Source organism: Bradyrhizobium liaoningense, assembly GCF_018130785.1.
Taxonomy (GTDB): domain Bacteria; phylum Pseudomonadota; class Alphaproteobacteria; order Rhizobiales; family Xanthobacteraceae; genus Bradyrhizobium; species Bradyrhizobium liaoningense_A.
Genome location: NZ_JAFCJT010000002.1, coordinates 938,861 through 962,958, shown reverse-complemented (window position 1 = coordinate 962,958; position 24,098 = coordinate 938,861). Strand labels below are relative to the sequence as shown.

The following is a 24,098-nucleotide window of genomic DNA, read 5'->3' as shown; positions in this document are numbered from 1 at the left end:
CGCTATCGGGGGGCCGGTGGTGCCAAAATCTCTAATTGTCTTGTTCGTCGTTGCCTTGCTTCCGCTCGCCGGCTGCATGCAGACGACGCTTTCGCCATCGACGGATGCGAGCATGACGCCGCGCGACCGGCAGTTGCTTGCGCACACGCCCTACGCGCAGGCGAACGTGCCTGAGCAATATCTCCGTCATATCGTCGATTATCCGCGCAAGGAGCAGCCGGGCACGATCCTGGTCGATACCGATGCGCGCTACCTCTATTTCGTGCTGCCCGAAGGCAAGGCGATCCGCTACGGCGTCGCGGTCGGCGAGGAAGCCATGGCCTTCTCCGGCGTTGCGCGTGTCGGCCGTCTGGCGGAATGGCCCGACTGGGTTCCGACAGCGGACATCCAGGCGCGGCTCGGGCCATATCCAGCGCGCGTCGCCGGTGGCCCCGCCAATCCGCTGGGCGCGCGGGGCATCTATCTCTACCTCGGCAACAAGGACACGCTCTACCGGATCCACGGCACCAACCAGCCGGAATATATCGGGCAGGCGATCTCGTCCGGCTGCATCCGGATGCGCAACGAGGACGTGATCGATCTGTTCGACCGGGTGAAGCTGAATGCGACGGTCGTGGTGCTGCCGCCCGGGCAGAACGCGCGGGTCGAGGCGGGGCCTAGCTGGCGCGGGTAAGCGCGGTGCGATCGGTCATTCCGTTGCTCACGAGACTTTTGCCGCGGGCAGGACTGCCGGTCGCGACCTAGTTCTCAGGGCGGGCGACGCGCCATTGCAGCGTCGTCGCATTGCCGTTGGCGTCGCCTGGCGCCTTGTCGGCCGGCGAGGTATAGAGCGGACGATAGCGGTACGCCCACATCTTGCTGCCGTCGTTGCGGCTGATCACCGTGAAGTCGCCGACGGCCTTGGCGTCGGCCGTTGCGGGCAGCGGTACCCAGCTCTCGGTGCACTTGCCGTTGCAGTTCGACGTCTTGCCGGTGGTGTCGCGCTCGTAATAGTAGAGCGTCATGCCCTTGAGATCCACGAGCGTGGGACCCTGCCTGGTCAGGACCACCTTCGCCGGTGCGGTCGTGGCCTCGGGCTTCGGCGGCGGAGGGGCATCGCCGCCGCCATGGCTGTTGGCAAGCACAGGGCCGGTCGAGAGCGCGATGGCCGTCGCCGCAATGAGGAACCTGAACATCCGAAACTCCCGAACGGCAAAGTTAATCGCGCGTTAAACGCCGAATATTGCTGACCGTAGCAGCCGAAGGTTAGTTCCAGGTTTCGCGGCACTGCGACAATTACGGGTGGAAATACGGGGGTTATGCCTGCATCTCGCGCAGCGGAGCACGGCTGAGCTCGTTGCCGGCGGTGATTGCCTTGCGCAGCAGCCGCATCAGCTCCTCACCTTCCTTCGCGCTGAGACCGCGCAGCATGACGCGTTGGGCGGACTCGACCGCCGGGGTGATCTTGCGCAGCGTGCGTCGGCCCTCGTCGGTGATCTCGAGTTCGCGGGCGCGGCGGTCGCGGCTGGAGGCGCGGCGCTCGGCAAGGCCTTTCTGGACGAGGCGGTCGATGACGCCGGTGATGGTGGTGCGGTCGTAGGCGATCAATCCTGCGAGCGTCACCTGGTCGAGCCCCGGATTGGCCTTGATGGTCGCAAGTGCTGCGTATTGCACCGGCGTGAGGTCGAAGCCGGCGTCCCCGACCTCGGCCAGAAACACCGCCACCGCGATCTGCTGGAACCGGCGCGCCAGATGCCCGGGCATGTCGTTGTTGTCTTTCACCGAATTCTCCTTGGGGCAGGACGGCGCGGGATCGTTGACAAGTATACTGATAGTCAGCATACTGAGCAATATCCAAACAGAACGTTTTCGGGGAGAGATGCTCATGCAATTCCATCTGAATGGATTTCAGCCGGGCGACCCTGAGATCGCCGATCCCGCCGACCGCATTCAGGCTTCGGGCGCTGCCGGCGCCGTGCCCACCGAGGTCGATGTCCTCATCGTCGGCTGCGGCCCTGCCGGTCTGACGCTCGCGGCCCAGCTTGCGCAATTCCCCGACATCAAGACCTGCATCGTCGAGCAGAAGCCGGGCCGCCTGCTGGTTGGGCAGGCCGACGGCATCGCCTGCCGCACCATGGAGATGTTCCACGCCTATGGCTTCAGCGAGCGCGTGCTGAAGGAGGCCTATTGGGTCAACGAGACAACGTTCTGGAAGCCGGACGAACGGACGCCGGAAAACATCGTCCGCAGCGGCCGGGTGCAGGACGTCGAGGACGGGTTGTCGGAATTCCCGCACGTCATCCTCAACCAGGCGCGCATCCATGACGGCTTTCTCGATACGATGCGCAAATCGCCGGCCAAGCTCGAACCCCATTACAGCCGGCGCCTGCTCGACCTCGAGGTCGATCCGGCCGCGGGTCCCGCCGACCATGCCGTGACGGTGCGGCTCGAACGCAGCGATGCCGCAAACGAGGGCAGGATCGAGACGATCAAGGCGCGCTATGTCGTCGGCTGCGACGGCGCGCGCAGCACGGTGCGCAAGTCGATCGGCCGCGAGCTGCATGGCGATTCCGCCAACCACGCCTGGGGCGTGATGGACGTGCTGGCGGTGACCGATTTTCCGGACATTCGCTTCAAGGCCCTGATCCAGTCGGCGAAGGACGGCAGCCTGCTGATCATCCCGCGCGAGGGCGGCTACATGGCCCGCCTCTATGTCGAGCTCGCAAAACTCGACGTCGGCGAGCGCGTTGCCAACCGCAACATCACCGCCGATGACGTGATCGCGAAAGCGCAGCGGATCTTGAAGCCGCATACGCTCGAGGTGAAGGAGATCGCATGGTGGTCGGTCTACGAGATCGGCCAACGCCTGACCGACAAGTTCGACGACGTGCCGGAGACCGAGATCGCCTCGCGCCTGCCGCGCATCTTCATCGCCGGCGATGCCTGCCATACCCACAGCCCGAAGGCGGGGCAGGGCATGAACGTCTCGATGCAAGACGCTTTCAATCTCGGCTGGAAGCTTGCCACCGTGCTGCGCAAGCAGAGTGCGCCGAGCCTGCTGCATTCCTATTCGGCGGAGCGCCAGGCGGTTGCGAAGGAGCTGATCGATTTCGATCGTGAGTGGGCGGGAATTCTCGCCTCAGCCGCCAAGGCTGGCGGCGCCGATGCCGCCAGGACGCAGGACTATTTTGTCAGGCACGGCCGCTACACCGCGGGCACGGCGACGCATTACAAGCCGTCACTCCTCACCGGCGCAACGACTCACCAGCATCTCGCCGCAGGTCTCGTCATCGGCAAGCGCTTCCATTCCGCGCCGGTCATCCGGCTTGGCGACGCCAAGCCGGTCCATCTCGGCCACGCGTCGCAGGCCGATGGCCGCTTCCGCATCTACGCGTTTTCGCCCGCGGAGGATCCTGCGGCTGCGGGCTCGGCCATTCGCGCCTTGTGCAATTTTCTCACTGAAGCCCGGGAATCTCCGGTCAAGCGATATACGCCCGCGGGCGCTGACGTCGACAGCGTGATCGATCTGCGCGCGATTTTCCAGCAGGACCACCGCGAGCTCGCCGTCGAGGCGATGCCGTCGCTGCTGCTTCCACGCAAGGGCCGCTACGGGTTGCTCGATTACGAGAAGATGTTCTGTCCGGACCTCAAGGGCGGCCACGATGTCTTTGCAATGCGCGGCATCGATCGCAAGGCGGGCTGCATGGTGGTCGTGCGGCCCGACCAGTACATCGCGACCGTGCTGCCGATCGATCAATTTGCTGCGCTTGCGTCGTACTTCGACGCGTTCATGTTGCCGGTGAATTGACAGGCTTATCGCGCTGTTGCGCGCTGTGCCGATGAATGGCGAATGAATATTGAACCACGCGCGGCGTGCGCCTCAATCTTTTGACGCACGCGACCTCCGTGTGCGGAACGCCCTTCTCACTGGCGCGTTCCGACTTGCAGAGGAGGAATTCGCCATGAGACTCAGAACTGCTCTAGTTGCCGCATTGTTGCTCGCCCCGACGGCCGCGCTGGCCGCTCCGGGCATCGTCACCGTCTCGACCGGCCTGCGTGCCGGGCCGGGCACGGGCTTTCCCCTGGTCGATCGCGTCCCCGAGGGCGCGCGCGTCAACATCCATGGCTGCCTGCGCGGCAATGCCTGGTGCGACGTGAGCTTCTCCGACGATCGCGGCTGGGTTTCGTCGCAATATCTCGAATATCTCTACCGCAACCACTACGTCTATCTCCCCGATTATGCCGATCAGATCGACGTGCCCATCGCTCCCTTCGTGCTGACCTCCTACTGGTCGAACTATTACGAGGGGCGTCCCTTCTATCGTCGCCACGCCTACTGGAATAATTACTGGACCTCGCATCAGCATGTCGCGACGCGAATGACGATCGATCCGCGTGCGGCCCGCATCGGCCGCGCGGCGACGCGTGACGCTGCGATCGCGCTGGGGCGCGAGGGCGTGCGCGGCAAGGGTGATGCAAGGGGCGTTGCCGCGATCTCGGCGCGTGACGCCGCGACTGCTCGGCATGACGCTACCATTGCCAAGCGCGACGCTGCGGCGACAACTGAGCGAACCCGTGCCGGACGAAGCGAGCGCATCGTGCACGAACGTGCCAATGTGCAGACCCGCAATCCGCGCGACGCACAGGCCCGCATGATGCACGAGCCGACGCAGGGCCGTGCCGCGGTGCGCGCGCAGCCGATGCCGCGTGCGCACGAGGCGCCGCGTGTCTCGGCGGCGCCTGCCACGCGTCCCGCCGCGCCACACATGGCTCAGCCGAATGTGAGCCACGGGTCGCCGATGAATGCGCGTGCGCAGATGCCGGCGCCGCGCGCAGCTGCGCCTGCGATGCCGCACGGCAGCGGCGGTGGCGCTCCGCATATCAATGCCGCTCCGCGCGGCGCCGGCGCTCCGGCCGGCGGCCCCGGTGGCGGTCATCAGAAGCACTGAATCTGCCTACGAAAGCCCGGCCATTGCGCCGGGCTTTCCGTTTGGGCCCGCCTCGGTTCCCGGCGCGTATAATTTAAGAAAGTTCTTCGCGGGCAGATTTCATCGATCGTAAGATGTCTACTCAAAGCTGTAAGCATCCACTCGGGGCAGCGGGGCACGGGAGGATGACGATGAGACAGAACCAGGCGGAGACGCGCCGCCAAAATGTCGCGAAGCGGTCGATGACCAAGGAGGCCAAGCAGCTATCCGGCCTGATCGCCGGGCTGCGCAAATCCCTCGACGGGATTCACAAGGAGCGGACGAGCACGAAGCTCACCGGTGCCGAGATGGGCATGCTCGACGAGCGCCGCAACAATCTGCTGCTCACCATCGCAGCGCTGGACGATCGTCTCTCGGCGGTGCAGGGGCTGATCGATCTCGGCCGTCCCCATATCATCCGCGTCCACTGAGCGGGCCGCGATCCCCTAACGGTTCCGTCGCGGCGGCGATGGGCCCGGGCCCGGTGGCCGGCCCTGCATGGCATAATAAGGGTTGGCGTAGCACTGGGCGGACTGCCCGGAAGCCGTCGCGGCGCATTGCGCGATCGACGTGAAACTGCAATCGATGCTGCTGCCGTCGATGGTGTAGATTTCGATGCAGACGGGATAGCGCGGATCGTAGGTCTGCGCCCGCACAGACGCGGTGACGAGCAGCGCCACGCCAAGCAAGCCCGCGACAAGCAGAATCGCATTCATGATGCGGCGCACGATCAATCTCCGTCATTCGGCCGGAACCAGAGGCAATGCCGCCGTGGAGGGCACCAAATTGCCACGCTCCTGGCGAATTGCCGCCAAAGCCCGCTGCCACGAGGGAGCGGGTGCAGGGCACGCAAGGGGATGCGAATTGGCCTATAAGATGGTCGCAGAACGCGACAATGAAAAGTGCAGTTTTGCCCGCGAGAGCCGGTTGCTCATCGTGGCGAAGGCAAAAGTATGGGCGAGCGAGGGATGGAAGGTCGTCATCACCGACCCGGACGGCAATGCCTATACTCCGTCCGAATTCGATCAGCTATCGGCGGCGTGACCGCGCGACGAGGCTGATTCTCTTTCTTACGCGTTTTCTCTACGCGAACCGGTATCCACTTCGCTCGAAAGCGCTCCAGGGGACGACATTGATTTCGCTGTTTCGACCAGGGCGCGGTGTGATCGCGCCCGTGGTGACTCTCGCAGCCGCGGCGCTGACGGTGACGATCGCCTCCGCGCAAAATCTCGATGCCGGCAAACCGCCGGCAAAGCTTTTCGCGGACGGCTGCGCGACCTGCCATCGCAGCCCGCGGGGATTGGCGAAAGGGCGCTTCAGCCTGACGCTTACCTGGTTCCTCCGGGATCACTACGTGACCAGCTCCGACTCCGCCAAGGCGCTCGCCGACTATCTGGTGTCCGTCGACGAACCGCCGCCGCGCGCGGCGGCCAAGTCCCGTGCAAAGCCGGCCAAATCCGGGCCGCGTCCGCCCAAGGCAGTGCAGAGCCAATAGCCGTCGTTCCGGCTATCCGCGCCGATAGGTCTGTGCGATCAGGCGGTCGTGCACGGCCCGTAGATCGGCGCCCATGCGCGTCTGTCCCGTCGTGACATAGGACAGCCAGGCGCCGTCGGCGGCGAGACGGACGATGTGGAGTTCGGGCGCGGCGTCGGTACGGTGATGCTTCAGGCGCGCCTTCATCCAGTCGTTCCAAAGCCGGCGCAGTGACGGATCCGTGACCACGACCATGCTCAACGCCGCCCAGGGCGTCGCGAAGCCGAAGGCCTTGCCCGTGAACACGGCATTCACATAGGCGCGCGTGAAGCTGCCGCGTGGCTTGGGATCAGCCTCAACGGCAGCGTCGATCTCCGCGTCGACGCGGGCGAGGAGGTCGGCGAACAGGCCCTCGATCAGCGCCTGCTTGCTCCCGAAATGATGAAACAGGCCGCCCTTGGTGACGCCGGCGGCCGCCGCGACCGCCTGCACCGTCACGCCGGCGACGCCGTGGTCCATGGCGATCGCCGCGGCGCAGTCGAGCAGGGCGCGTCGCACCTGCGCGGGCTGCTTGGCGCGGGTATAGGCGCTTGCCGGCATCAGTGAGCCGTGGTCTCCGAGAACAGGTTGATGATGACGACCCCGGATACGATCAGGCCAATGCCGACGAAGGCCGCGGCGTCCAGCATCTGGCGGAACAGCACGAAGGAGACGGTGGCGGTCAGGATGATGCCGACGCCGCCCCAGATTGCATAGGCGATGCTCAGGGGAATGACCCGGATCGCGACCGACAGGGCATAGAACGAGGCAACATAAAACAGCACCATGGCCAGCGTCGGCCACGGCCTCGTGAACTGTGCGGATTGCTGCAGGAAGGCGGACGCGGTGACCTCGAGGACGATGGCGAGGGCGAGCGCTGCGTAGGCATTGAAGGCGGAGGTCATGAATGGCTCTGGCGTAGTGCGAAAGATACCGCGCGGTAGGTATGTTTAGCACACGCAGCATCGCTTTTTCCAGGAACAGATATCACGTGTCAGTGACGAGCCTGCGACAAGGGCCTGGTGACATGAGGCCTCCAGGTTCCCCGATGCACGGCTGATAATACGAAGCCGCCGCGCGATGAATCGTGCGGCGGCTCCAGCGCGTCGCGGCGATCCGGCGCGGCTTCAGTTGATCCGTACGGTCAGCTCGACGTCTTCGGCAAAGGGCGTGGACATGTAGCCGCTTCCGGGCGTGCGTACGCGCGCCAGATAGTCGGGACTGTCGTCGGCATTGTCGGCGACGATGATCGCGCCCGGCTTGAGATGGCCTTCGACCAGATCAAGGATATCCGGGTAGAGCGCCTTGGCACCGTCGAGCAGCACCAAATCGATTGCATCGGGGAGATCGGCGCTGAGCGTTTTCAGCGCATCGCCTTCGCGGATTTCGACGAGATCGATCAGCCCGCCGGCCGAGAGGTTGTGCCGCGCCCGCGCCGCCTTGGAGGGCTCGAACTCGGTGGTGATCAGGCGGCCGCCGCCATTGTCGCGTAAGCCCGCGGCAAGGTGCAGGGTCGAGATGCCGAACGAGGTCCCGAACTCGACGATCGCCTTGGCGCGCGAACTGCGCGCCAACATGTAGAGCAGGTGACCCGTTTCACGCGAGACTGCGAGCGGTACGTCCTTCAGCCGTCCATAGAGGTCGCGGTAATCGGTCTTGCTCCGCATCATCCGCGCGCGGTCGGAGGCGGACAAATCGGCAACGGCAGCTCGCACAGCGCCGGTTGCTGCTTCGGCCTCGTCGAACAGGCGGTCCAGCAGTGGCGCAAGCAATGTGATGGTTGGGGTGGTCATTTGATGTCTCCGGAGTTCGCAAAGAAGCGCGTGCTTGCGCAGAGACTGAAATACGACTAATTCGTCGCATTTCCTATTCGCATTACCTGGGCACGTCATGGCCGAGCGTCGAAGCCGTTCAATTTCCTCGAGAAAACAGCCGCAACAAGCCCGATCGAGCGGGCTGGTGGCCGCCATTCTGGATGCCGCTGTTCAGGTCCTGGCGAAGGAGGGGGCGCAGCGTTTCACCACGGCACGGGTGGCGGAGCGGGCCGGTGTGAGCGTCGGCTCCCTCTACCAATATTTTCCGAACAAGGCGGCGATCCTGTTCCGCCTCCAGAGCGACGAGTGGCGGCGCACGAGCGATCTGTTGCGCGGCATCCTGGCGGATCGCTCGAAGCCGCCACCGGCGCGGCTGCGCGCGCTGGTCCACGCCTTCATCCGCTCCGAGTGCGAAGAGGCTGCGATCCGCACAGCGCTCAGCGACGCCGCGCCGCTGTATCGCGACGCGCCGGAGGCGCACGACGCGCGGGCCGCGGGCAAGGGCATCGTCGCGGCCTTCATGCGGGAAGCGCTGCCAAAAGCCTCGGATGCCGCGCGCGAACTTGCCGGCGAGCTCATCACGACCACGCTGAGCGAGGTCGGCAAGCGGTTCTCGGAGGCGCCGCGCAACGAGACGGAGATAGCGCGTCACGCCGCCGGGATGGCCGACATGTTCTGCGCCTATCTCGATGAGCTTGCACGACGCCGGAATCATTCCTGACATCCGCGTTTGCGGCCCAATATCGTTTCTGATTCCTACGGATGATGGGTTAGCCTTATGTCGTCCTTCGTCCAGCCATCGAGCGCAGCGTCATGCATGTCCTTCGCCCCCAATTTCGCATCGAGGAGCAGCGCGCGCTGGAATTTGCCGCGCAGCGCGGCTTTGGCGTGATCGTGGCGGCCGATGATCGCGGCCCGCGCGCATCGCACGTGCCGTTCGTGCTGGGCGAACACGATGGCCGCGCCATCGTGCAGGTCCATTTCACGGCGAAAAATCCTCTTGTTCCGCTCGCGGATGGCGCGAGGCGTTTCCTGCTGATCGTTGCCGGCGACGATGCTTACATCTCCAACGACTGGTATTCTTCGCGCGACAATGTCTCGACCTGGCTCTACGAGGCCGTGCACCTGTCGGGCGTGGCGCATCTGCGCGAGCTGGACGAGAACCGCGAGCATGGCGATGCGCTGCTTGCGGTATCCGAGGCGCGGTTGCCGAAACAGCCCTGGGACCTCGCGCAAATGGAGCCGGGCAAGCGCGAGAGCATGCTGGCTGCGATCCGGGTCGTCGATCTCGTGGTGGATCAAGTCGAGGGGCAGGCCAAGCTCAATCAGCACAAGAGCGATGCGGACCATGTCGCGGTCGCCGCCCGGCTGGCGCGGTCGGAGGAAAGTGCACACCGGCGGCTGGCGCGGAAGATGCAGGCGCTGCGGCCATGGCTCGGATACGACGTTTCGTGATCCGGGCCACGCTTGCCTTGCGGCACGTTTGACCCTACGGACCTCTGCATGCTCGTCATCTCCATTCAAAGCCAGGTGGTCCACGGCCATGTCGGCAACAGCGCGGCGGCCTATGCCATGCAGGCGGAGGGCGTGAACGTCGCGGCGGTGCCGACGACGCTGCTGTCGAACCATCCGCGCTATCCGACGTTGCGCGGGCGGGTGCTGGAGACCGAGCTCGTCGCCGATCTCCTGAAAGGCGTCGAGGAGCGCGATCTCGTCGACGAGGCGGCCGTGCTCGTCACCGGCTATCTCGGCTCGCCCGGCAATGCCGCTGTGATCGCCGATTTCGTCGAGCGGGCGCTCACGCGGAATTCAAAACTGCTCTATCTCTGCGATCCCGTGATCGGCGACGACGGTCGCGTCTATGTGGCCGACGGCATCCTGGACGTGGTCCGGCGCCGTTTGCTGCCGGCCGCAAACCTGACCACGCCGAACCAGTTCGAGCTCGAGCTGCTCTCCGGCGTCACGATCGCGGATACGCAGGGCCTGCGTACGGGCTGCGCGGCGCTGGCGGGGACCGGCCGCATCGACATCGTCGCAACCGGCTGCACGCTCACCGACACGGCGGAAGGGCAGGTGGAGACGATCCTGTGCGCGGACGGGCAGTTGTCGCGCTTTGCGACGCCGCGGTTGCCGATCCGCCCCTACGGCACCGGCGATCTCCTCACCGGCTTGATCGCGGCGCATCTGGCCAAGGGCAAGCCGACGGAGGCGGCGGTGCGGCTCGCGGTCGAGACCATCTTTGCGGTGCTGGTGCGCACGCAGGACGCCGGGTCGGCCGAGATGCGCCTCGTGCCACTGCCGGGGCGCAGTGCGTAAAGGCTCAGGTCGCGCGCTTCGCGGCGGACTGCGCCGACTTCTGCGGCCTAGCCCAACCCTTCTGCTCGCGCGCGGCCTGCGTCTTTAGCCGCTTTGCGTGGGCCGCGGCCCGCACCACCTTCTTGGACTTCACGTTGGCCGCTTCCTTGCGGTCTCCCGTGCCACGCTTGGAGAGGTATTCCTGGCCGTCGACCGGGCCGACATGCGGCGGATCGCGGTCGAGATAGGGCCGGCCGATGCCGAGCGCCTTGCCGTTGGCATCGACCCACTTCCACAGGATTTCGGTTGAGACCCAGCGCTGCGCGCGGTTGTCGCCCTTGGTGCTGACGATATCTGCCGCCATGCCATGGCCGTAGCCGCCGCGCGTACTACCGCCATGATAGGAGCGGTCGGAAGCGGCCTTCAGGCCGCTCGCGATCGACTGGCGATAATTGTCGCGGAACGCGCTGGTGATGCCCGGCGAGAGGCCGGCGGCTTCGGCGGCGAGCAGCGCGCGAAACAGCTTTCGCTTGAAGCTCTTGTCCATGCCGCCGATCACGTAATCCATCATCGGCATGCCGGCGTGCTCGGCCGCCTTCGGATCTTTCCAGCCAAAGTCTTCGTCGACCAGTTTTGTGAAGCTGCGCATCACCGTGACCGTCTTGCCCCTGCGCTTGACGGTGACCGGGCGGCGTTCCTCGACCTTGATCGAGTCTTCCTTCGCGGTGCGCTGATAGAGCGTCCAGAGATAGCGATCGATGCAGGCATCCATGACGAAGCACTCGTCGAGCACGGCGACGGTGTCGGCAGGCGGCGACGCGGTGCTCGCGGCGGGCGCAGGGCCGGTCGCGATCGCCGCAGGCGACAGCGTATCTGTCATCGCGATCTCGGTGGGATCGGCCGATGCGAGCTTTACGACGGGCTCCGGTGTGGGGGCCGCCTCGCTGCTGACAGGAGCGGGCTGCGGCGACACCGCAGGCGGGGCTTCCGTCGGCAATATCAGCGCCGGATCGGTCGAGGCGAGCTTGATGACGGCGGCGGGCATCTCGGGCGTTGCGGCCTCGGCGACTGGATTCGGTGGCGCAGCGACGGTGGCCGCGATATCGGCGGTCAGGGCGATGCCATCCTCGATGGCCGCAGCGTGCGGGACGTCGGCGAGTTCGAGCGGACCAGGATCTTTCGCGCGCGAGCCAAGATCTTTCGCGCGCGACACCGCAGAAGCATTGGCGCCGCTGTTCTCGATGACGGCCGGAGCGTTGGCGGACAGGGAGAGCACCAGCCAGCCGGCGAGAACGGCCGAGGGGCAGGAGATTGCCACCAGAAGAGACCGCCGATCGTTCATGATCCCTGCCTCCAAACGGTTCTGTCGAACCAATCTTGCACAGCCAGGCACGCAGCACGTCGATTGTTCGGAGGACGGTGTGGCGGCGCAATGGCGCAAATCGGCGAGAAGGGGCTTTTTGGAAGGGTGTTGCCCCGGTGCAACGCGAGTTCCCTGCGGCTACGACGGCGGCGAGGTTTTGAAAAGGCCTGCAATGCTCATTGTCGTCAAATTGAAACGGTTGAATTTACTCAATCTTGGATTGCGGTCCGTTATCGCTTGCGCGCCGGCAACGTCTGGTAGAGTTTGGAAGGGCACGAGTTGTGAAATTGAAATGCCTGTTGGCCGAATTTGTCGCCGATGAATCCGGCGCCACCGCGATCGAATACGGCCTGATCGCAGCCGGTATCGCGCTGGCGATCATCGAAATCATCTATGCGCTCGGCACCAATCTCGTCGCAAAGCTGCAATCGCTAGCGGCAGCGTTGAAATAGGCTGCGTGCGCAACGACGGAGGGCGGACCCGGGCCTCGCTGTCTAATTGGCAACCGTGGTCTGGAGGCCTCGCCTCGATGGCTGAGGCAATGCGCTCGGCGGCTGACCACCGCCCATAAAAGTGTCATGTCGCGACCGGCAGGGCTTCGACCAAGGTCTTGCGCGCATTAAACATATTGCCATGCAGCAGGCGCGCTATTGCAATGCAACATAGCATGTCGCAACGCAGCAAAACGCGCTTAAATGTGCTCCGAATCTTCCACTCAGGAGCATCACCAATGAACAAGAAGACTCTGTCGATCGCCGCCGCCATCCTGACGATCGCGGGCAGCACCGCGACTTTCGCCGCCGAGCTGCCGACCTATGAGACCAACGGTTTTCCGGTCTCCCCCCTGCAGGCGCGCGTGCTCGGTGCTGCGCATGTCGAGCAGCAGGCAACCGTGCCGACCACGGTCGCTTCGGTCCATCAGGCCCGCGTGCTGACGCCGCGCAAGGTCAAGACCGCGGACGTCACGACGGGCACTGCCCGCTGATCTCAATCGCTTGAAGACGTGACGCAGGCTCGTCTCCTCCCGAGCCTGTGAGGACCGCGTTCCCTTTCGGGAGCGCGGTCTTTTCTTTGGCGAAGCGAGCCGTGGTCTGGCGCCGCCGTGCGCGGGTTGAGAAAGTTGCGGCAAGAAAAATCGCCGTCTCGCGCGACTTGTGTACGGCCGTTCAAAGCGAGTGTGATCTCTTTAATAGTTGCTTTGCAGATCGCGGCGCCTGATGCGTGCGCCGCTTATTGGCGGCCAAGAATCGTTTTCATAATGGAGGCTGTCATGCCCGTTGCGCAAAAAGCCGTTGTTGTCGCCACCTCGCCGCGCGAATTCATCGTCCGGCATCTCGCATTGTTCGCAGCCGCCGCACTGTTCGTGTTCGTGCTGAGCCTGACATATGGGCTTGATCTCAGCCCCGGGTTTTTCTGAGACGCGTGCTACGCACGCTTCGATGAGCGCAAACGAGACGGCGATCTTCCGTAGAGCTCGGCGAACGCGGCGTTGAATCTCCGCAGGCTGCCGAAGCCGGCCTGAAACGCGATATCAGTCATGGTGTGTTCGCCGGCATCGAGCAGACGTTTTGCGCGCTGGACGCGCAGCGTCTTGGCAAGCTGCTGCGGCGTGGCGCCGACATGGCGCTCGAACAAGCGCGCCAGATGGCGCGAGGAGATGCCGAGCCGCATCGCAAGCGTCACCACCGAATCCTCGTCGAGCGCGCCTTCGTTGATCAGCTTCACTGCGCGTGCGACCGTCGAGCGCGTGCCGTTCCAGGCCGGGCAGAACGGCGCGGTCTCGGGACGGCAGCGCAGGCAGGGCCGGAACCCCGAGGCTTCGGCTGCGGCCGCCGTCGGATAGTAGACGACATTGCGCGTCAGCGGCTGCTTGGCCGGACAAACCGGGCGGCAATAGATGCCCGTGGTCTTCACTGCCGTGAAGAAGCGGCCGTCATAGCGGGGATCCCTGCGCAGGCGCGCGGCGTTGCAGACGTCAAAACTCAGCATGGCCGGATGATAACGCATGCCCGCGCCGGCGGAAGGGCTGCGGGATGACCGAGTCCGATTGTGGCGAGCCGCAACGCGCATGGCAGCCTAGAAGGCGGCACTCGATGCAAGCCCCCTCAATGCCAGTTCTGGAGCGCGCCGTGACCAGCCCGAAAGACATCGTTCTCAACGCCTGGAAGACCTTTTCATCGCGCGATGCGGATCGCATCGCCGCCCTGTTCACGGACGATGCCGAGTGGATCGCGCCGAAGGGCAACGCCACCGCCGTCGCGCTCGATCACACCGACCACATGGTGGGCGCGCAAGCGATTGCGCGCTTCATCGCGCAGGAGATGCACAGGATGTTCTCCGAGATCGATATCGCCTTTCGCGGCGTCTACGCCGACGGCGATATCGTGATCGTGGAAGAGCGGATGCGTGCCACGCTCCCCGGCCGCAGGCCATACGAGAACGACTATTGCTTCGTGTTCACGGTGGCCGGCGACAGGATCCGTGAGGTCAGAGAATACATGGATACGCGCAAGGGATGGCGGATGGTGTTCGGCGAGGAGGCGTGATGATTACGCTGCGCCCCATCCGGGCTGCGGAAGCTCTCCGCGTGCCAGACCTGCAACGGCGTGGGTTGAGGCGGCTCACGCGCTGACATAAGGCTTGCGCATGGATCAGCGAACGAGCGGCGCTGACGCTCTCATTCAGAAGAACGATGCGGCGCCGGCGTTGCTCGGCGTCGTTTGCGGCCTGTCGGCTGCACTGTTCTGGGCGCTGGGCTTTGCCGGGACGCGGCACGGCCTGAAGGTCGGCTTCACCCCGGTCGATCTGCTCGTGCATCGCTATGTCTGGTCGGGCATCGCGTTCCTGCCGCTGGTCGCGCGCGCCGGCATCGGTGATCTCTGCGGCATCGGCTGGGGCAGGGGCCTTGCGCTGATGGTGCTCGGCGGCCCCGTGATGTCGCTGATCTCCTACACCGGCTTCCTGTTCGTGCCGCTCGGCCATGGCAGTGTGATCCAGCCCTCCTGCGCGACGCTCGGCGGCCTCTTGCTGGCCGCTGTGTTCTTGAAGGAGCGGATCTCCGCCTCGCGCTTTGCCGGCGCCATCGTTATCGTCGGCGGCCTCGGCGTGATCGGCGCCGAATCGATCGGCCATATCGGGACCGATGGCGTGCGGGGCGATCTGATCTTCGTGCTGACGGGGTTCATGTTCGCCGGCTTCGGCGCGCTATTGCGTCACTGGCGTGTCTCGGCCGTATCGGCTGCACTCGTCATCAACGTGCTGTCGCTGCTGCTGTTGCCGGTCTACATCGCGACCGTCGGCCTCGCCCACGTTGCAGCAATCGGCGTGACCGAGAACGCGATCCAGGCGTTGGCGCAGGGTGTTCTCGCCGGCCCCGCCGCGCTTTATCTGTTCGCCGTTTCGGTCCAGCGCCTCGGCGTCGCGCGTGCAGCGGTCTTCCCGGCCTGCGTGCCGGCGCTGACGTTGCTCACCGGCTGGCTCCTGCTCGGCGAGCCGCCGACGATGTTGCAGACGGCAGGCCTCATAATAGTGCTGTGCGGCTTCTATCTGGCGCAGAGGCAGCGGTAAGTCCGATCCTCCAGGGTGCCGAACGAGGGAGGAGAGGGGATCACGCCTACCCACAAACAGGAAGGCCGCCCAGGGGGCGGCCATTCAAGTCTCAAAGCGGTGATGCAATCAGCGCGTCTTTTCGAAAGCCAGCCCCGGGTTGACCAAAATCGGTACGAGCTACAAACGCCTGCCCGGCAGGAAGCAGCTTACACGTATTTCCCATCGGGTTAAGCGGAATTGTGCGTTCCGGGACAGGAACTCCCGTTAGCGTTACCGCGGCCGGCATGCCGTTGCGATTGGCATCGGGTGATGCTGCAGGATATTTCGCAAAATGCGTGGCCCGGATGGCGCGCAAGCGAAATCCGGGACGGGACGTGCGTCACCATCCCGGATTGCGCGACGCTCCACCCGGGCTACGCTGCCCCTCATGACCTTCCTCCTCAACATCGACGTTCCCGACGTCGTGCTCGCGACGAATTTCTACACCGCCGCCTTCGGCCTGACGGTCGGCCGCCGCTTCGGCACCGACTTCGTCGAGCTGCTCGGCTGGCCCGCGCCGGTGTATCTGCTGGCCAAGCAGGCCGGCGCGCCGGGCGCGGGCAACGACCGCCGCCGCTACGACCGGCACTGGACGCCGCTGCATGTCGACGTCGTCGTTGATGATGTCGATGCCGCGGTCGCGCGCGCAATTCGCGCCGGCGCGATCCTCGAGGCGCCCGCGCGCGATGCGCCCTATGGGCGGATCGCCATGCTGGCCGATCCGTTCGGGCACGGGTTTTGTCTGCTGGCGTTCAGTCGCGAGGGCTATGACGCGTTGATCGGGGAGTAGGCGCCCTGCGGGCTCACCAATCCGGATCGCCGTAGTAATAAGGGTCGGCCATATAGCGCGGGGGCATCCAGGGGCCTCGCTGCGGCGGTCTCGGTCGCCGAGGTGCGGCTGCCTGTGTGTGCTGGCGGGCAGCCGTATCGTTCTCCTTGATGACGCTCCGCACGGTGGGTTTCGCCGGGGTGGATGAAGCCGTCAGCTGGGTTTGCAGCGCCTGGACCTGCGCGGCGAGGCGTGCATTCTCCCCGGCGCCTTGCTCCTGCGCCGTCTTGAGTTGTTGAATGGCGTCGGCCTGCTCGCGAAGGGTCTGCTCGTTGCGGCTCTTCAGCTGCTCGAGCTTTTGGCTGATGTTCGCTAGTTCCTCGGTGATGGTCTTGAGCGAGTGCGCCAGCTCGGCGGATGTCCGGTCGGGCGATGTGGCGGCGGTCGGCGGGGCGCTTTCTGCTTCCTTGCGGACCGGCGGTGCCGGCACGGATGTCGGCTCGTCCGCGGCAGCCAGCTGGAGCTTCGGCGGCTGCGCCGGACCGCGCACGTCTGATACCGCCGGGGATGAGACCGGCGGGGCCCATCGCGCCACGATCGCCTTGGCCTCATCGCGATATTGCGAAGCGAACGCAGCACCCAGGATGCATATGGCCAACAACAGGCCAACGAAGGCTCGCAGCATGGGCTTGTCCGCTTTCAAGCCTTCGCCGTGGCTCGCGGGCGGCGGAGCCTTGTCCGGGGCGAGATCGCTGCGCTCCATGCTGGCGCTTGGCCGCGGGGGTGGCGGGCTGTCGCTGCCGCGTTCCAATCCGGAAACCAGCTTGTCCAGCCGTGCAAGGTCTTGTTCGGCGCTCTTGATCTGGTCATAAGCCCGCGCCAGCCCGCCATCGGCGTGGCCGTCCGATTTGGGGGCATCCGGCTTGGGATCTTGCGGCTTCGGGTCGTCCGGCTTGGGGTCTTGTGCCTCAGGCACCGATGCGCCCTCCATTCAGTCTTGTGTCAACGGAATGAGTGCGGCAGTCCGAGATCACCGAGAGGATAATTCGCGCCGCCGTCCAAGACAACGTGGCCGCGAGGGAAAAATTATGGCGACGTGGTCACTTCGCAAGCGCGCCGCGTCGTTGAGAGCAAATCCTTTACCATGGCGTCCGGTCCCGGCTGCCCCGGCGGAACTTTAGGAGTTTTGGGAAAAATCCTGCGGTACTTTCGCCTGGATTTCACGGATGCGCCGTTCGGCGTGGCCGCAGGTTACGGGAGCGTCCTGTTCATGAGCGATCATCGCGCCGCAGTCAGACATCACACGTTGCGGACCGGCATTGTCGAGTTCGACAACGGCACCGGCAGCATCGTCAGCGTGCCCTGTACGATTCGGGATGTCTCCGGCACCGGCGCCCGCCTGCAACTCAACTCGTCGCTATGGGTCGCCGAGCAGTTCACGCTGGTCTTCAGCAGTGGATTGCGCAAGGACTGCCGGGTCGCCTGGCGCAAGGGGCGACTGATCGGCAGCGCGTTCGCCGATGGTTATGCGAGCGCGGACGAGCAGGCCGTCATGATGACGGCGGACGAGCAGTCCCGGCACCGGCTCGGGATCGGTGCGCGCGTCAGAGCTGCGCGCGAGACCCGCGGCTACACCGAAGGCCAGCTCGCCGAGCGCATCGGCGTCACGGCCGCCTTCGTGGCGCAAGCCGAGACCGGCGAGGCGGACATTCCGCTCTACCAGCTGATGCACATCGCCGATCTCTTGATGGTCAGCCTCGACGGGCTCGTGGCGGGTCCGGCGCCAGGACCTGAGGACGCCGACGCTGCGTAAGGGCACCGCGTCCAACAAAAACATCGAAAACAACCCCATGCACAGTAGAAATCCTCAGGGATTTCAGGGTTCTGTGAGACCGAAAAATGTCCTGATCCGCCGGCAATCCGGCCTTCGCTGGTCCGGGATCGATTTCGGCGATCCCGAATAAAATTTGACTCGTCGGGCAAAACAGGCGCATGATGGCACGATGGCGCCGGTGCGATGGCCACAGAGCCTGCGTCGCCAGGGCCGCGGGGCGACATGCCGAACAAACTGAAAAGCGAACCGAAAAGTAAACCGGCAAGAAAGCTAAAGACCTACCAGACCTCGCTCGGCTTCTACGACCAGGCGGTCGCCGCACCTTCGATGAAGGCGGCGCTGGAAGCCTGGGGCGCCAGCTCCAATCTCTTCCATCAAGGCGTCGCGAAGGAGACCGATGACCCCGACATCGTCGCGGCGACCATGGCAAGCCCGGGTGTCGTGCTCAGGCGCCCGGTCGGCTCCGACGGCCCGTTCACCGAGAGCGCCGAGCTGCCGACCGATCTCGCCGACGATGAGGCCAGGCCAAAAGCCAAATCCAAGTCGAAGAAGAGTCCGGCCAAGGGCGCAACAAAACGGTCCCGCAAGGTTGACGATCAGCAAGCGCGCAAGGCCGCCGCGGCGTTCGCGAAGGAAGAGCGGCGGCGAGACGCCGAGCGCCGCAAGGAAGAGGCCGCGCGCGCCAGGGAACGCGCCAAGGAGCGCGCGCGCCGCGACAAGGCCGTTGCCACAGCCCAGGCTGCGCTGGACGCGGCGAGGCGGGAGCACGAGGCGAAGGTGGAGGCGATCGAAGCCGAGCGGGCCGCGCTCGACGAACGCGCCGAGGCCGAGGAGCGCCGGTGGGACAAGCAAAGCAAGAAGCTGGAGGAGGCTCTGCGCCGCGCGCACGCGTAGCGCGAGCGAATTAGCTTGCCTTGCTTGGCGTCCTTGAGCACTCTTCAGGGAAGGAGGCCAACGCATGAAGAAAATGACCGTCGCGTGTGCGCTCGGAACGGCCCTGGTGCTGTGCAACCTTGGGATATCAGGTGCTGAGGCCCGGACGCGGAAGGCGCAAGTGGTTCGTGCACCACAGGAGAGGCTTGTCGTCACGGCGCCCGTGCTCAGGCCTACGCCGTGGGATTATTACATTGTTCCACGATATCGTTATCGCCCCGAAGACGACCGGGTCGATCCGTACGGCCCGCCCTATGTGTCGTCATATGTTCGTTATGAGGGGTGGCGGTGGCCGTACTGGTGGTGAACGCCGATCATAGTCCGGCGGCGATAAGCTAACGGCGTGTGCGGAACTGATCGCCCGCAGGATGGGTAGAGCGACTTGTCCGCCGTGGCTCGAAGAGCGGAGGCGGAAGCGAAACCCATCGATAGCTGTCGTCGCACGATAGGCGCTCCACCCATCCTACGCGCTGCTCCTCGAGGTATCCCCGAGACGTGCTATGCTCCCGGGGGGAGGAATCGGCATGAGAGTCGTTACTGCGATACTCGCCCTGCTTCTTTCAAGCGCGGCCGCCGCCCAGGACTGCCAGACATGCGGAATGGCTGACGCCTGCATGAAGGAGTACCAAAAGGCGACGTCGGAGGCCCAAAGGGCCACGAAGCAAGCAGTCCGGGACTGGAAGCAGAATCTGGACCGTAAAGCCTCCGCCGAATTGTCCAGCAGAGGCATACTCGCATTGCAGGACGCGATGGAGGCGCAGATTCGTTCGGAGTTGGAGCGGCTGAAGGAGTGCCTGGCGAAGATCAGGTAGTCGCTCGTAGGGTGGGTAGAGCGACTTGTCCACCGTAGCTCGAAGAGCGAAGGCGGAAGCGAAACCCATCAACAGTCGTCGTGGAATGATGGGTTTCGCAAGTGCTCTACCCATCCTACGGACTGGTGGTGAACGACGATCATAGTCCGGGGGCAATAAGCCAACGGTGTGCGCGGAATTGATCAGCGCATAGGACGTCACCTGGACGGAGCGCAGCGCAATCCGGGACCCGCGCAGCGTGGTGCAAGGTCCCGGATGTCGCAGCTGTCGTCAGTGACGTGTCGCGCGGATTTCGAGCGTCGTCTGGGTGAGCCGGGCCACGAACCCCTCAAAATGCATGACCCTCTGTCTGGTCATTTGTTCATGCAACTCGGCGATTTCTTGGGATTTGGCGACAAACGACTCGCACACCTGCTTCGCGTACTCCATCTGAAGCTCAAAGGCCTCGATGGGTGAGCGCGCGGTCGCGAGCTTTCCCAGGAGGGTCCAGGCGTGCTCAAGCGACGTCCTCGTGTAGTCGCTATAGGCATCGGCAATCGCCTGCGTGCTGGCCTGGGCGGGTTCCAGCGATGCGACGGGCGCGCTTGCGGTGATCTCCATCCCGGAAGCCTCGCCCGGCACGGCTGCAGCCGAGGGTGCCTGCGCACTGATCTCTGGGATCGTCTCTTGGCTCGCCTCTTGCCTTACCTCTTGCCCGGTCTCTTGCCTGTTCTCTTGCTTAGTCTCTTGGTTGTTCTCTTGGCTGATCTCCGCCGTGGCATCCGGCAATTGATGGGCTGCAGTTGCGCGTTGCTCGCCGGCCTTGGTCCGTTGCCCGGCCTTCTTCTTCGCGCCGCGCCGGCCGGATTTTGGCTTATTTTCGATCGTCCCCAACATTGCAAATGACTCCTGAATATCGCTGAAACCGCAAGCCTCCGTCGCGTTTGCGCTGAAATCGCGATTGCGGGTTGTCGCTTGCGTGGCGGCGATGTGGTGAGATTTTGCCGGGCATCGGCAAGGCCATCCTGCCGGGTCCTGACCGTCCTGCGCGCGAGACCATCCTCGCCCGATCCGCGTCATCGATCTCGTCGTCGGCGAGATCGATCCTGGCGCGTTCGTCGTCACCGGAACAGGGCGACATAGATCACGTAGAGCCAGCCCAGGATGCCGTGGATGATCGCCCACAGGATCGAATGATTGTTGGTGTAGGAGATTGCGATGGCGAGTGCGGAGCCAAAACCCACGCCGTATTTGGCGCCCTCGACCCGAACCCCGTAGTAGCGATTGCCGTTCATGGCGGTCCTTCCTGTGGGCCACGCTTGCTCACATGCCTTATAAAAGTCTTCCGGTAATTGTGAAATGGCGCACAGACGGCGGCCCTCGGGCCTGCTTCTGTGACGCCGACACCAGACCCTCCTGCGCTGCTTGGTGATGCGCATCGGGTGGGTCGGCATTCGGCAATTTCGGGATGATCGCTATGGGCGTTTTCAATCGTACGGCCATGCTTTGCAGCTCTTTCATCGTGTCCACCATGAGCGGGTGAACCGAGGGATTTCGCGTGCGCGCAATGGCGCGTGCAGGGAGTTTTCTTGAGGCCCCGCCGGTGACGGACGGGGCCTTTCCATTTTTCATGTCAGCCCACGACTGCCCGGCGGTGCCTTCGCGAAGAAGGATGCAGGGTCATGTGGGAGTATTTTGGACCCGATTTCGCTTTCGACGTGGTGAAGGGATTTGTCGCCGGCGTTGCCTCCATGGCGTTTCAGGTCGTGGCGCCGCGGGCGTTTCATGCCGCGAAGCGATTTCGCGCGCACTGGGTTGCCAGAAAAGACGCAGGACAAGCCGAAAGACAAGCCGCAAGCCAAGCACGCCGCAACGCGCCGGCGAATGATGAGCCGTGAGGTCTCGTAGGATGGGCGGAGCGACTTGTCCGCCGTAGCTCGAAGAGCGAAGGCGGAAGCGAAACCCATCAACAGCCGTCATGGCACGATGGGTTTCGCAAGTGCTCTACCATCCTACGGACTACAACCTAACCGCCGTCATCCGCCGCCAGGCGCTGAAATTGCCGCTTCATCGCGTTGACCCCAGAGATATAGCTTGCGACGAGATGATCGCCGCAGCGCTCGCCGGCCGTCATCTGAAACTTGCGGCGTGCGTAGGCGGTTGCGGGACCTGCGCCGCAGAGATGGATGAAGGCGGCCAGATCCTGCTTCTGCTCGCGGCTGGCCTTCACATCGCCCGCGCGGGCGAGAACGTCAGCCACATTGCGATCCAGATACACCGATGCCAGCTCGATGGCGTGGCTCGGGATCGCGCGGCTGTAGAGGTTCGTGAAGCCGCAGCCGGACTCAGTGACCACGTTGCCGCGGATACAGAACCGTGCGGCGTCGCTGAGGGCCGGATCGGTCATCTGGTAGAGGCCGACGGCGCTGGAGGCGGGCCGGTAAATCGCGAGCGGATTGACGCTCCATCGCCAGCGCCAATAGGTGCGCGCCACCGGATTGCCCGAACTCTCGACCTGCGCAAGTGCTGCCAGCAATTCGGGCGTGATCGTCGTGGTGGAATAGGTGCGGAAGAGGGGGCCATATTGCCGCCAGGTCTCGGCGGGCTCCTTGTCGAGGGAATTGCCGATGAGGACGAAAAGTTCGGTGGGTTTGCGAATGACGTGATAGGCGAGGTTTAGGAGGACGAAGAGCGCGACGAGGATTGTGGAGGCGCCGGCGATCCGAACTATTCGCGGTGCTCGCGCGAACGTCTTTCGCACCCGCCGCGCGCCCCGCTGGATCTGAACGAGAGGGAGGAGACGCTTGTGTTTCTTTGGCATGGGAGTTGTGGATGCGTGTAGGGTGTGTAGAGCAGACTGAAGCGAAACTCATCAATTCCCATCACGGGCTGGAGCCACAGCGTGTCCGTCTATGATCCCCTTAGAGAACGATTGATTGCCATTAGAGAGGATTCGCTCACACTATCCTTTGAGGAAATCGAGAGTCTTATTGGGAGATTTCTCCCCAAGTCGGCTTACGAATACGATGCGTGGTGGAACAACGAAGATCCAGACGTTACCACACACTCTCAAAGCAAGGCTTGGATGACGGCAGGCTTTGATGCGGACGTCAGCAGGCAACGGCGCCGAGTGATATTCCGGCGCCGCTAGGCGGGTAATGCACCGATCTGCGAGGACCCCGACGGGCAATTCGTCCGTCCGTCTCAACCCCGATGTTGGGTTGTGTCTTTGCGGAACCCATCGGCCGCTTGTTCAATACGATGAACTCCGACATCTCATGGTTAGACCACACGCAACCGTGCACCCAATGGACGCCGTCGAACAAGCGAGAGCCCAAGCGGACGGTAGAATTGGTGGCAGCGAATGGATTTGATGAACTGTTACCGTAATTCCGCGAGCCCATCACTCGACTGAGTTCGATAAGGATCGCTCCGCTCGACCCGTCCTACGGGTTGAACGACCATCTTCCTATCGACTGCCACCTCAGAAGTCTTCGGAATGGATATACGACCATTTCTCGAACTCTGGCTTCCCATCCTCCCAAAGCTTGTAAAGACAGCCTTCCCAGAGCACAAAAACGCGTTTGAAATTGGTCTTGGCAGGAGCTGTGTGATCGCGAAGAATGGGCAAGCCTTCTTCCACGTAGGCACCATAGCAACCGAGGTTAACGTAGATTGCCAAGCTAACTTCTGGTGAGTAGTTCTTTTTCAGCTTCTTCGCGACCACCCGATCAATCGCTGCTGGAATAGCCTCAAATCGGGCGCGCCAGTTCTCGACCGGGTCCGGCCGAGGAAGCAAGTCATCCGGTTCGTCGCCACGCCGCCGACCTTCCATGTCTGCCTCGGTGGCTTCGAATTGCTCAATCCTTTCGTTGGTCTGAATCTCGAAATCGGGACGGTCAGACGAGACTAGCCGAACCATGTCGGACGGCAACGCAGATACGAGGCGGCTCGCAATCCAGGCGTCACGCAAGAAGGCGAGGCCGCCCTGGCCGAAGAATATCCTTCGGGGAATGGCTTGCGTTATCTGGTCGATACGAGCGCGGAATACGCCCGGCAGGGTCCATTCCGAAAGGTCGGTCTTCCAAGCGTTGAGAGTGTCCTTAGGAAGACGAGTGAGAGGTGAGATCTCCGCTCTGTCCGGGATCGCGATCTGGATGTTGTCGCTCAAGCGAACTGCCCCTGTGCTAAGGAAAAGGCCGCTCAACGGAGCGGCCTTCCCACGTCATCGCTAGTTCGGTCGGTTCTCGCT

Annotated in this window: 31 protein-coding genes; 18 read left to right on the top strand and 13 right to left on the bottom strand. The window is 64.0% G+C overall.

Going from position 1 to position 24,098, the window contains the following annotated elements; translation table 11 throughout:
* Positions 1 to 76 precede the first annotated feature (76 nt).
* Complete coding sequence (locus tag JQ627_RS10225; protein ID WP_212484110.1) at positions 77 to 673, top strand: L,D-transpeptidase; 597 nt, start codon at positions 77 to 79, stop codon at positions 671 to 673.
* Positions 674 to 740: 67 nt separating this feature from the next.
* Here JQ627_RS10225 and JQ627_RS10220 read toward each other — a convergent pair whose 3' ends face one another.
* Positions 741 to 1,175, bottom strand: a complete 435-nt coding sequence (locus JQ627_RS10220; RefSeq protein WP_212484040.1) for a hypothetical protein — start codon at positions 1,173 to 1,175, stop codon at positions 741 to 743.
* A 121-nt stretch (positions 1,176 to 1,296) separates the two neighbouring features.
* Positions 1,297 to 1,761, bottom strand: a complete 465-nt coding sequence (locus JQ627_RS10215; protein ID WP_212484039.1) for a MarR family winged helix-turn-helix transcriptional regulator — start codon at positions 1,759 to 1,761, stop codon at positions 1,297 to 1,299.
* Positions 1,762 to 1,864: 103 nt separating this feature from the next.
* Here JQ627_RS10215 and JQ627_RS10210 point away from each other — a divergent pair, with 103 nt between their 5' ends.
* The 3 genes from JQ627_RS10210 (at position 1,865) to JQ627_RS10200 (ending at position 5,377) form a co-directional block, all read left to right on the top strand.
* On the top strand, positions 1,865 to 3,787 hold the full coding sequence (locus JQ627_RS10210) for an FAD-binding monooxygenase (RefSeq protein ID WP_212484038.1): 1,923 nt from the start codon (positions 1,865 to 1,867) through the stop codon (positions 3,785 to 3,787).
* A gap of 154 nt (positions 3,788 to 3,941) precedes the next feature.
* The gene (locus tag JQ627_RS10205; protein ID WP_212484037.1) at positions 3,942 to 4,928 is read left to right on the top strand and encodes an SH3 domain-containing protein; all 987 of its coding nucleotides are present in this window, start codon (positions 3,942 to 3,944) and stop codon (positions 4,926 to 4,928) included.
* A gap of 170 nt (positions 4,929 to 5,098) precedes the next feature.
* A complete protein-coding gene (locus tag JQ627_RS10200; RefSeq protein ID WP_212484036.1) occupies positions 5,099 to 5,377 on the top strand; it encodes a hypothetical protein in 279 nt (92 codons plus the stop codon).
* A 15-nt stretch (positions 5,378 to 5,392) separates the two neighbouring features.
* Here the strand turns inward: JQ627_RS10200 and JQ627_RS10195 are convergent, their stop codons facing one another.
* Positions 5,393 to 5,674: a DUF3551 domain-containing protein gene (locus JQ627_RS10195; protein WP_212484035.1), complete on the bottom strand. Its 282-nt coding sequence runs from the start codon at positions 5,672 to 5,674 to the stop codon at positions 5,393 to 5,395.
* Between JQ627_RS10195 and JQ627_RS10190 the strand changes: the two genes are divergently transcribed.
* Together JQ627_RS10190 and JQ627_RS10185 are read left to right on the top strand one after the other, a co-directional pair.
* Positions 5,661 to 5,990: a hypothetical protein gene (locus JQ627_RS10190; RefSeq protein WP_212484114.1), complete on the top strand. Its 330-nt coding sequence runs from the start codon at positions 5,661 to 5,663 to the stop codon at positions 5,988 to 5,990. The two genes, JQ627_RS10195 and JQ627_RS10190, sit on opposite strands and share 14 nt — an antisense overlap.
* A gap of 118 nt (positions 5,991 to 6,108) precedes the next feature.
* Positions 6,109 to 6,441: a hypothetical protein gene (locus JQ627_RS10185; RefSeq protein ID WP_312015752.1), complete on the top strand. Its 333-nt coding sequence runs from the start codon at positions 6,109 to 6,111 to the stop codon at positions 6,439 to 6,441.
* Positions 6,442 to 6,453: 12 nt separating this feature from the next.
* On the opposite strand, the gene JQ627_RS10180 is transcribed toward JQ627_RS10185, so the two are convergent.
* From JQ627_RS10180 to JQ627_RS10170, 3 genes are all read right to left on the bottom strand, one after another.
* A complete protein-coding gene (locus JQ627_RS10180; RefSeq protein WP_212484033.1) occupies positions 6,454 to 7,020 on the bottom strand; it encodes a TetR/AcrR family transcriptional regulator in 567 nt (188 codons plus the stop codon).
* Entirely contained in the window at positions 7,020 to 7,364 is a 345-nt protein-coding gene (locus tag JQ627_RS10175) for a multidrug efflux SMR transporter (RefSeq protein ID WP_212484032.1), read from the bottom strand. The genes JQ627_RS10180 and JQ627_RS10175 overlap by 1 nt, the downstream gene beginning before the upstream one ends.
* Positions 7,365 to 7,586: 222 nt before the next feature.
* Positions 7,587 to 8,252 carry an O-methyltransferase gene (locus JQ627_RS10170; protein ID WP_212484031.1) on the bottom strand — a complete coding sequence of 222 codons (666 nt, stop codon included), beginning with the start codon at positions 8,250 to 8,252 and terminating at the stop codon, positions 7,587 to 7,589.
* A 97-nt stretch (positions 8,253 to 8,349) separates the two neighbouring features.
* On the opposite strand from JQ627_RS10170, the gene JQ627_RS10165 reads away from it, so the two are divergent.
* The 3 genes from JQ627_RS10165 (at position 8,350) to pdxY (ending at position 10,589) form a co-directional block, all read left to right on the top strand.
* Entirely contained in the window at positions 8,350 to 8,994 is a 645-nt protein-coding gene (locus tag JQ627_RS10165; protein WP_212484030.1) for a TetR family transcriptional regulator, read from the top strand.
* Positions 8,995 to 9,086: 92 nt separating this feature from the next.
* On the top strand, positions 9,087 to 9,728 hold the full coding sequence (locus JQ627_RS10160) for an FMN-binding negative transcriptional regulator (RefSeq protein WP_212484029.1): 642 nt from the start codon (positions 9,087 to 9,089) through the stop codon (positions 9,726 to 9,728).
* A 48-nt stretch (positions 9,729 to 9,776) separates the two neighbouring features.
* Positions 9,777 to 10,589: a pyridoxal kinase gene (gene pdxY / locus JQ627_RS10155; RefSeq protein ID WP_212484028.1), complete on the top strand. Its 813-nt coding sequence runs from the start codon at positions 9,777 to 9,779 to the stop codon at positions 10,587 to 10,589.
* Positions 10,590 to 10,593: 4 nt separating this feature from the next.
* On the opposite strand, the gene JQ627_RS10150 is transcribed toward pdxY, so the two are convergent.
* The gene (locus tag JQ627_RS10150; protein WP_212484027.1) at positions 10,594 to 11,910 is read right to left on the bottom strand and encodes a hypothetical protein; all 1,317 of its coding nucleotides are present in this window, start codon (positions 11,908 to 11,910) and stop codon (positions 10,594 to 10,596) included.
* Positions 11,911 to 12,218: 308 nt separating this feature from the next.
* Here JQ627_RS10150 and JQ627_RS10145 point away from each other — a divergent pair, with 308 nt between their 5' ends.
* From JQ627_RS10145 to JQ627_RS10135, 3 genes are all read left to right on the top strand, one after another.
* Complete coding sequence (locus JQ627_RS10145; RefSeq protein ID WP_212484026.1) at positions 12,219 to 12,383, top strand: Flp family type IVb pilin; 165 nt, start codon at positions 12,219 to 12,221, stop codon at positions 12,381 to 12,383.
* 278 nt (positions 12,384 to 12,661) lie between these two features.
* Positions 12,662 to 12,916: a hypothetical protein gene (locus JQ627_RS10140; RefSeq protein ID WP_212484025.1), complete on the top strand. Its 255-nt coding sequence runs from the start codon at positions 12,662 to 12,664 to the stop codon at positions 12,914 to 12,916.
* Between the two features lie 285 nt (positions 12,917 to 13,201).
* The gene (locus JQ627_RS10135) at positions 13,202 to 13,348 is read left to right on the top strand and encodes a hypothetical protein (protein WP_212484024.1); all 147 of its coding nucleotides are present in this window, start codon (positions 13,202 to 13,204) and stop codon (positions 13,346 to 13,348) included.
* Positions 13,349 to 13,356: 8 nt separating this feature from the next.
* On the opposite strand, the gene JQ627_RS10130 is transcribed toward JQ627_RS10135, so the two are convergent.
* Positions 13,357 to 13,938 (bottom strand): bifunctional transcriptional activator/DNA repair enzyme AdaA, encoded by a 582-nt coding sequence (locus JQ627_RS10130; protein ID WP_249142969.1) that lies wholly within the window; start codon positions 13,936 to 13,938, stop codon positions 13,357 to 13,359.
* A 122-nt stretch (positions 13,939 to 14,060) separates the two neighbouring features.
* Here JQ627_RS10130 and JQ627_RS10125 point away from each other — a divergent pair, with 122 nt between their 5' ends.
* The 3 genes from JQ627_RS10125 to JQ627_RS10115 all read left to right on the top strand — a co-directional run bounded on the left by JQ627_RS10125 (position 14,061) and on the right by JQ627_RS10115 (position 16,309).
* Positions 14,061 to 14,477: a nuclear transport factor 2 family protein gene (locus JQ627_RS10125; RefSeq protein WP_312015751.1), complete on the top strand. Its 417-nt coding sequence runs from the start codon at positions 14,061 to 14,063 to the stop codon at positions 14,475 to 14,477.
* 100 nt (positions 14,478 to 14,577) lie between these two features.
* Positions 14,578 to 15,498, top strand: a complete 921-nt coding sequence (locus tag JQ627_RS10120) for a DMT family transporter (protein ID WP_212484022.1) — start codon at positions 14,578 to 14,580, stop codon at positions 15,496 to 15,498.
* 409 nt (positions 15,499 to 15,907) lie between these two features.
* The gene (locus JQ627_RS10115) at positions 15,908 to 16,309 is read left to right on the top strand and encodes a VOC family protein (protein WP_212484021.1); all 402 of its coding nucleotides are present in this window, start codon (positions 15,908 to 15,910) and stop codon (positions 16,307 to 16,309) included.
* Between the two features lie 13 nt (positions 16,310 to 16,322).
* Here the strand turns inward: JQ627_RS10115 and JQ627_RS10110 are convergent, their stop codons facing one another.
* Positions 16,323 to 17,279: a hypothetical protein gene (locus JQ627_RS10110; RefSeq protein WP_212484020.1), complete on the bottom strand. Its 957-nt coding sequence runs from the start codon at positions 17,277 to 17,279 to the stop codon at positions 16,323 to 16,325.
* 279 nt (positions 17,280 to 17,558) lie between these two features.
* On the opposite strand from JQ627_RS10110, the gene JQ627_RS10105 reads away from it, so the two are divergent.
* The 3 genes from JQ627_RS10105 (at position 17,559) to JQ627_RS10095 (ending at position 19,867) form a co-directional block, all read left to right on the top strand.
* The gene (locus JQ627_RS10105; RefSeq protein ID WP_212484019.1) at positions 17,559 to 18,101 is read left to right on the top strand and encodes a helix-turn-helix domain-containing protein; all 543 of its coding nucleotides are present in this window, start codon (positions 17,559 to 17,561) and stop codon (positions 18,099 to 18,101) included.
* 243 nt (positions 18,102 to 18,344) lie between these two features.
* Positions 18,345 to 19,016, top strand: coding sequence for a cell envelope biogenesis protein TolA (locus tag JQ627_RS10100; protein ID WP_212484018.1), 672 nt, complete (start codon positions 18,345 to 18,347; stop codon positions 19,014 to 19,016).
* 563 nt (positions 19,017 to 19,579) lie between these two features.
* The gene (locus JQ627_RS10095) at positions 19,580 to 19,867 is read left to right on the top strand and encodes a hypothetical protein (RefSeq protein WP_212484017.1); all 288 of its coding nucleotides are present in this window, start codon (positions 19,580 to 19,582) and stop codon (positions 19,865 to 19,867) included.
* Positions 19,868 to 20,137: 270 nt separating this feature from the next.
* Here the strand turns inward: JQ627_RS10095 and JQ627_RS10090 are convergent, their stop codons facing one another.
* From JQ627_RS10090 to JQ627_RS10075, 4 genes are all read right to left on the bottom strand, one after another.
* Positions 20,138 to 20,743 carry a phasin family protein gene (locus JQ627_RS10090; protein WP_212484016.1) on the bottom strand — a complete coding sequence of 202 codons (606 nt, stop codon included), beginning with the start codon at positions 20,741 to 20,743 and terminating at the stop codon, positions 20,138 to 20,140.
* A 224-nt stretch (positions 20,744 to 20,967) separates the two neighbouring features.
* Positions 20,968 to 21,141 (bottom strand): hypothetical protein, encoded by a 174-nt coding sequence (locus JQ627_RS10085; RefSeq protein WP_166816488.1) that lies wholly within the window; start codon positions 21,139 to 21,141, stop codon positions 20,968 to 20,970.
* A gap of 731 nt (positions 21,142 to 21,872) precedes the next feature.
* Positions 21,873 to 22,667: a transglycosylase SLT domain-containing protein gene (locus JQ627_RS10080; protein WP_212484015.1), complete on the bottom strand. Its 795-nt coding sequence runs from the start codon at positions 22,665 to 22,667 to the stop codon at positions 21,873 to 21,875.
* A gap of 663 nt (positions 22,668 to 23,330) precedes the next feature.
* On the bottom strand, positions 23,331 to 24,017 hold the full coding sequence (locus JQ627_RS10075; protein ID WP_212484014.1) for a hypothetical protein: 687 nt from the start codon (positions 24,015 to 24,017) through the stop codon (positions 23,331 to 23,333).
* Positions 24,018 to 24,098 lie beyond the last annotated feature (81 nt).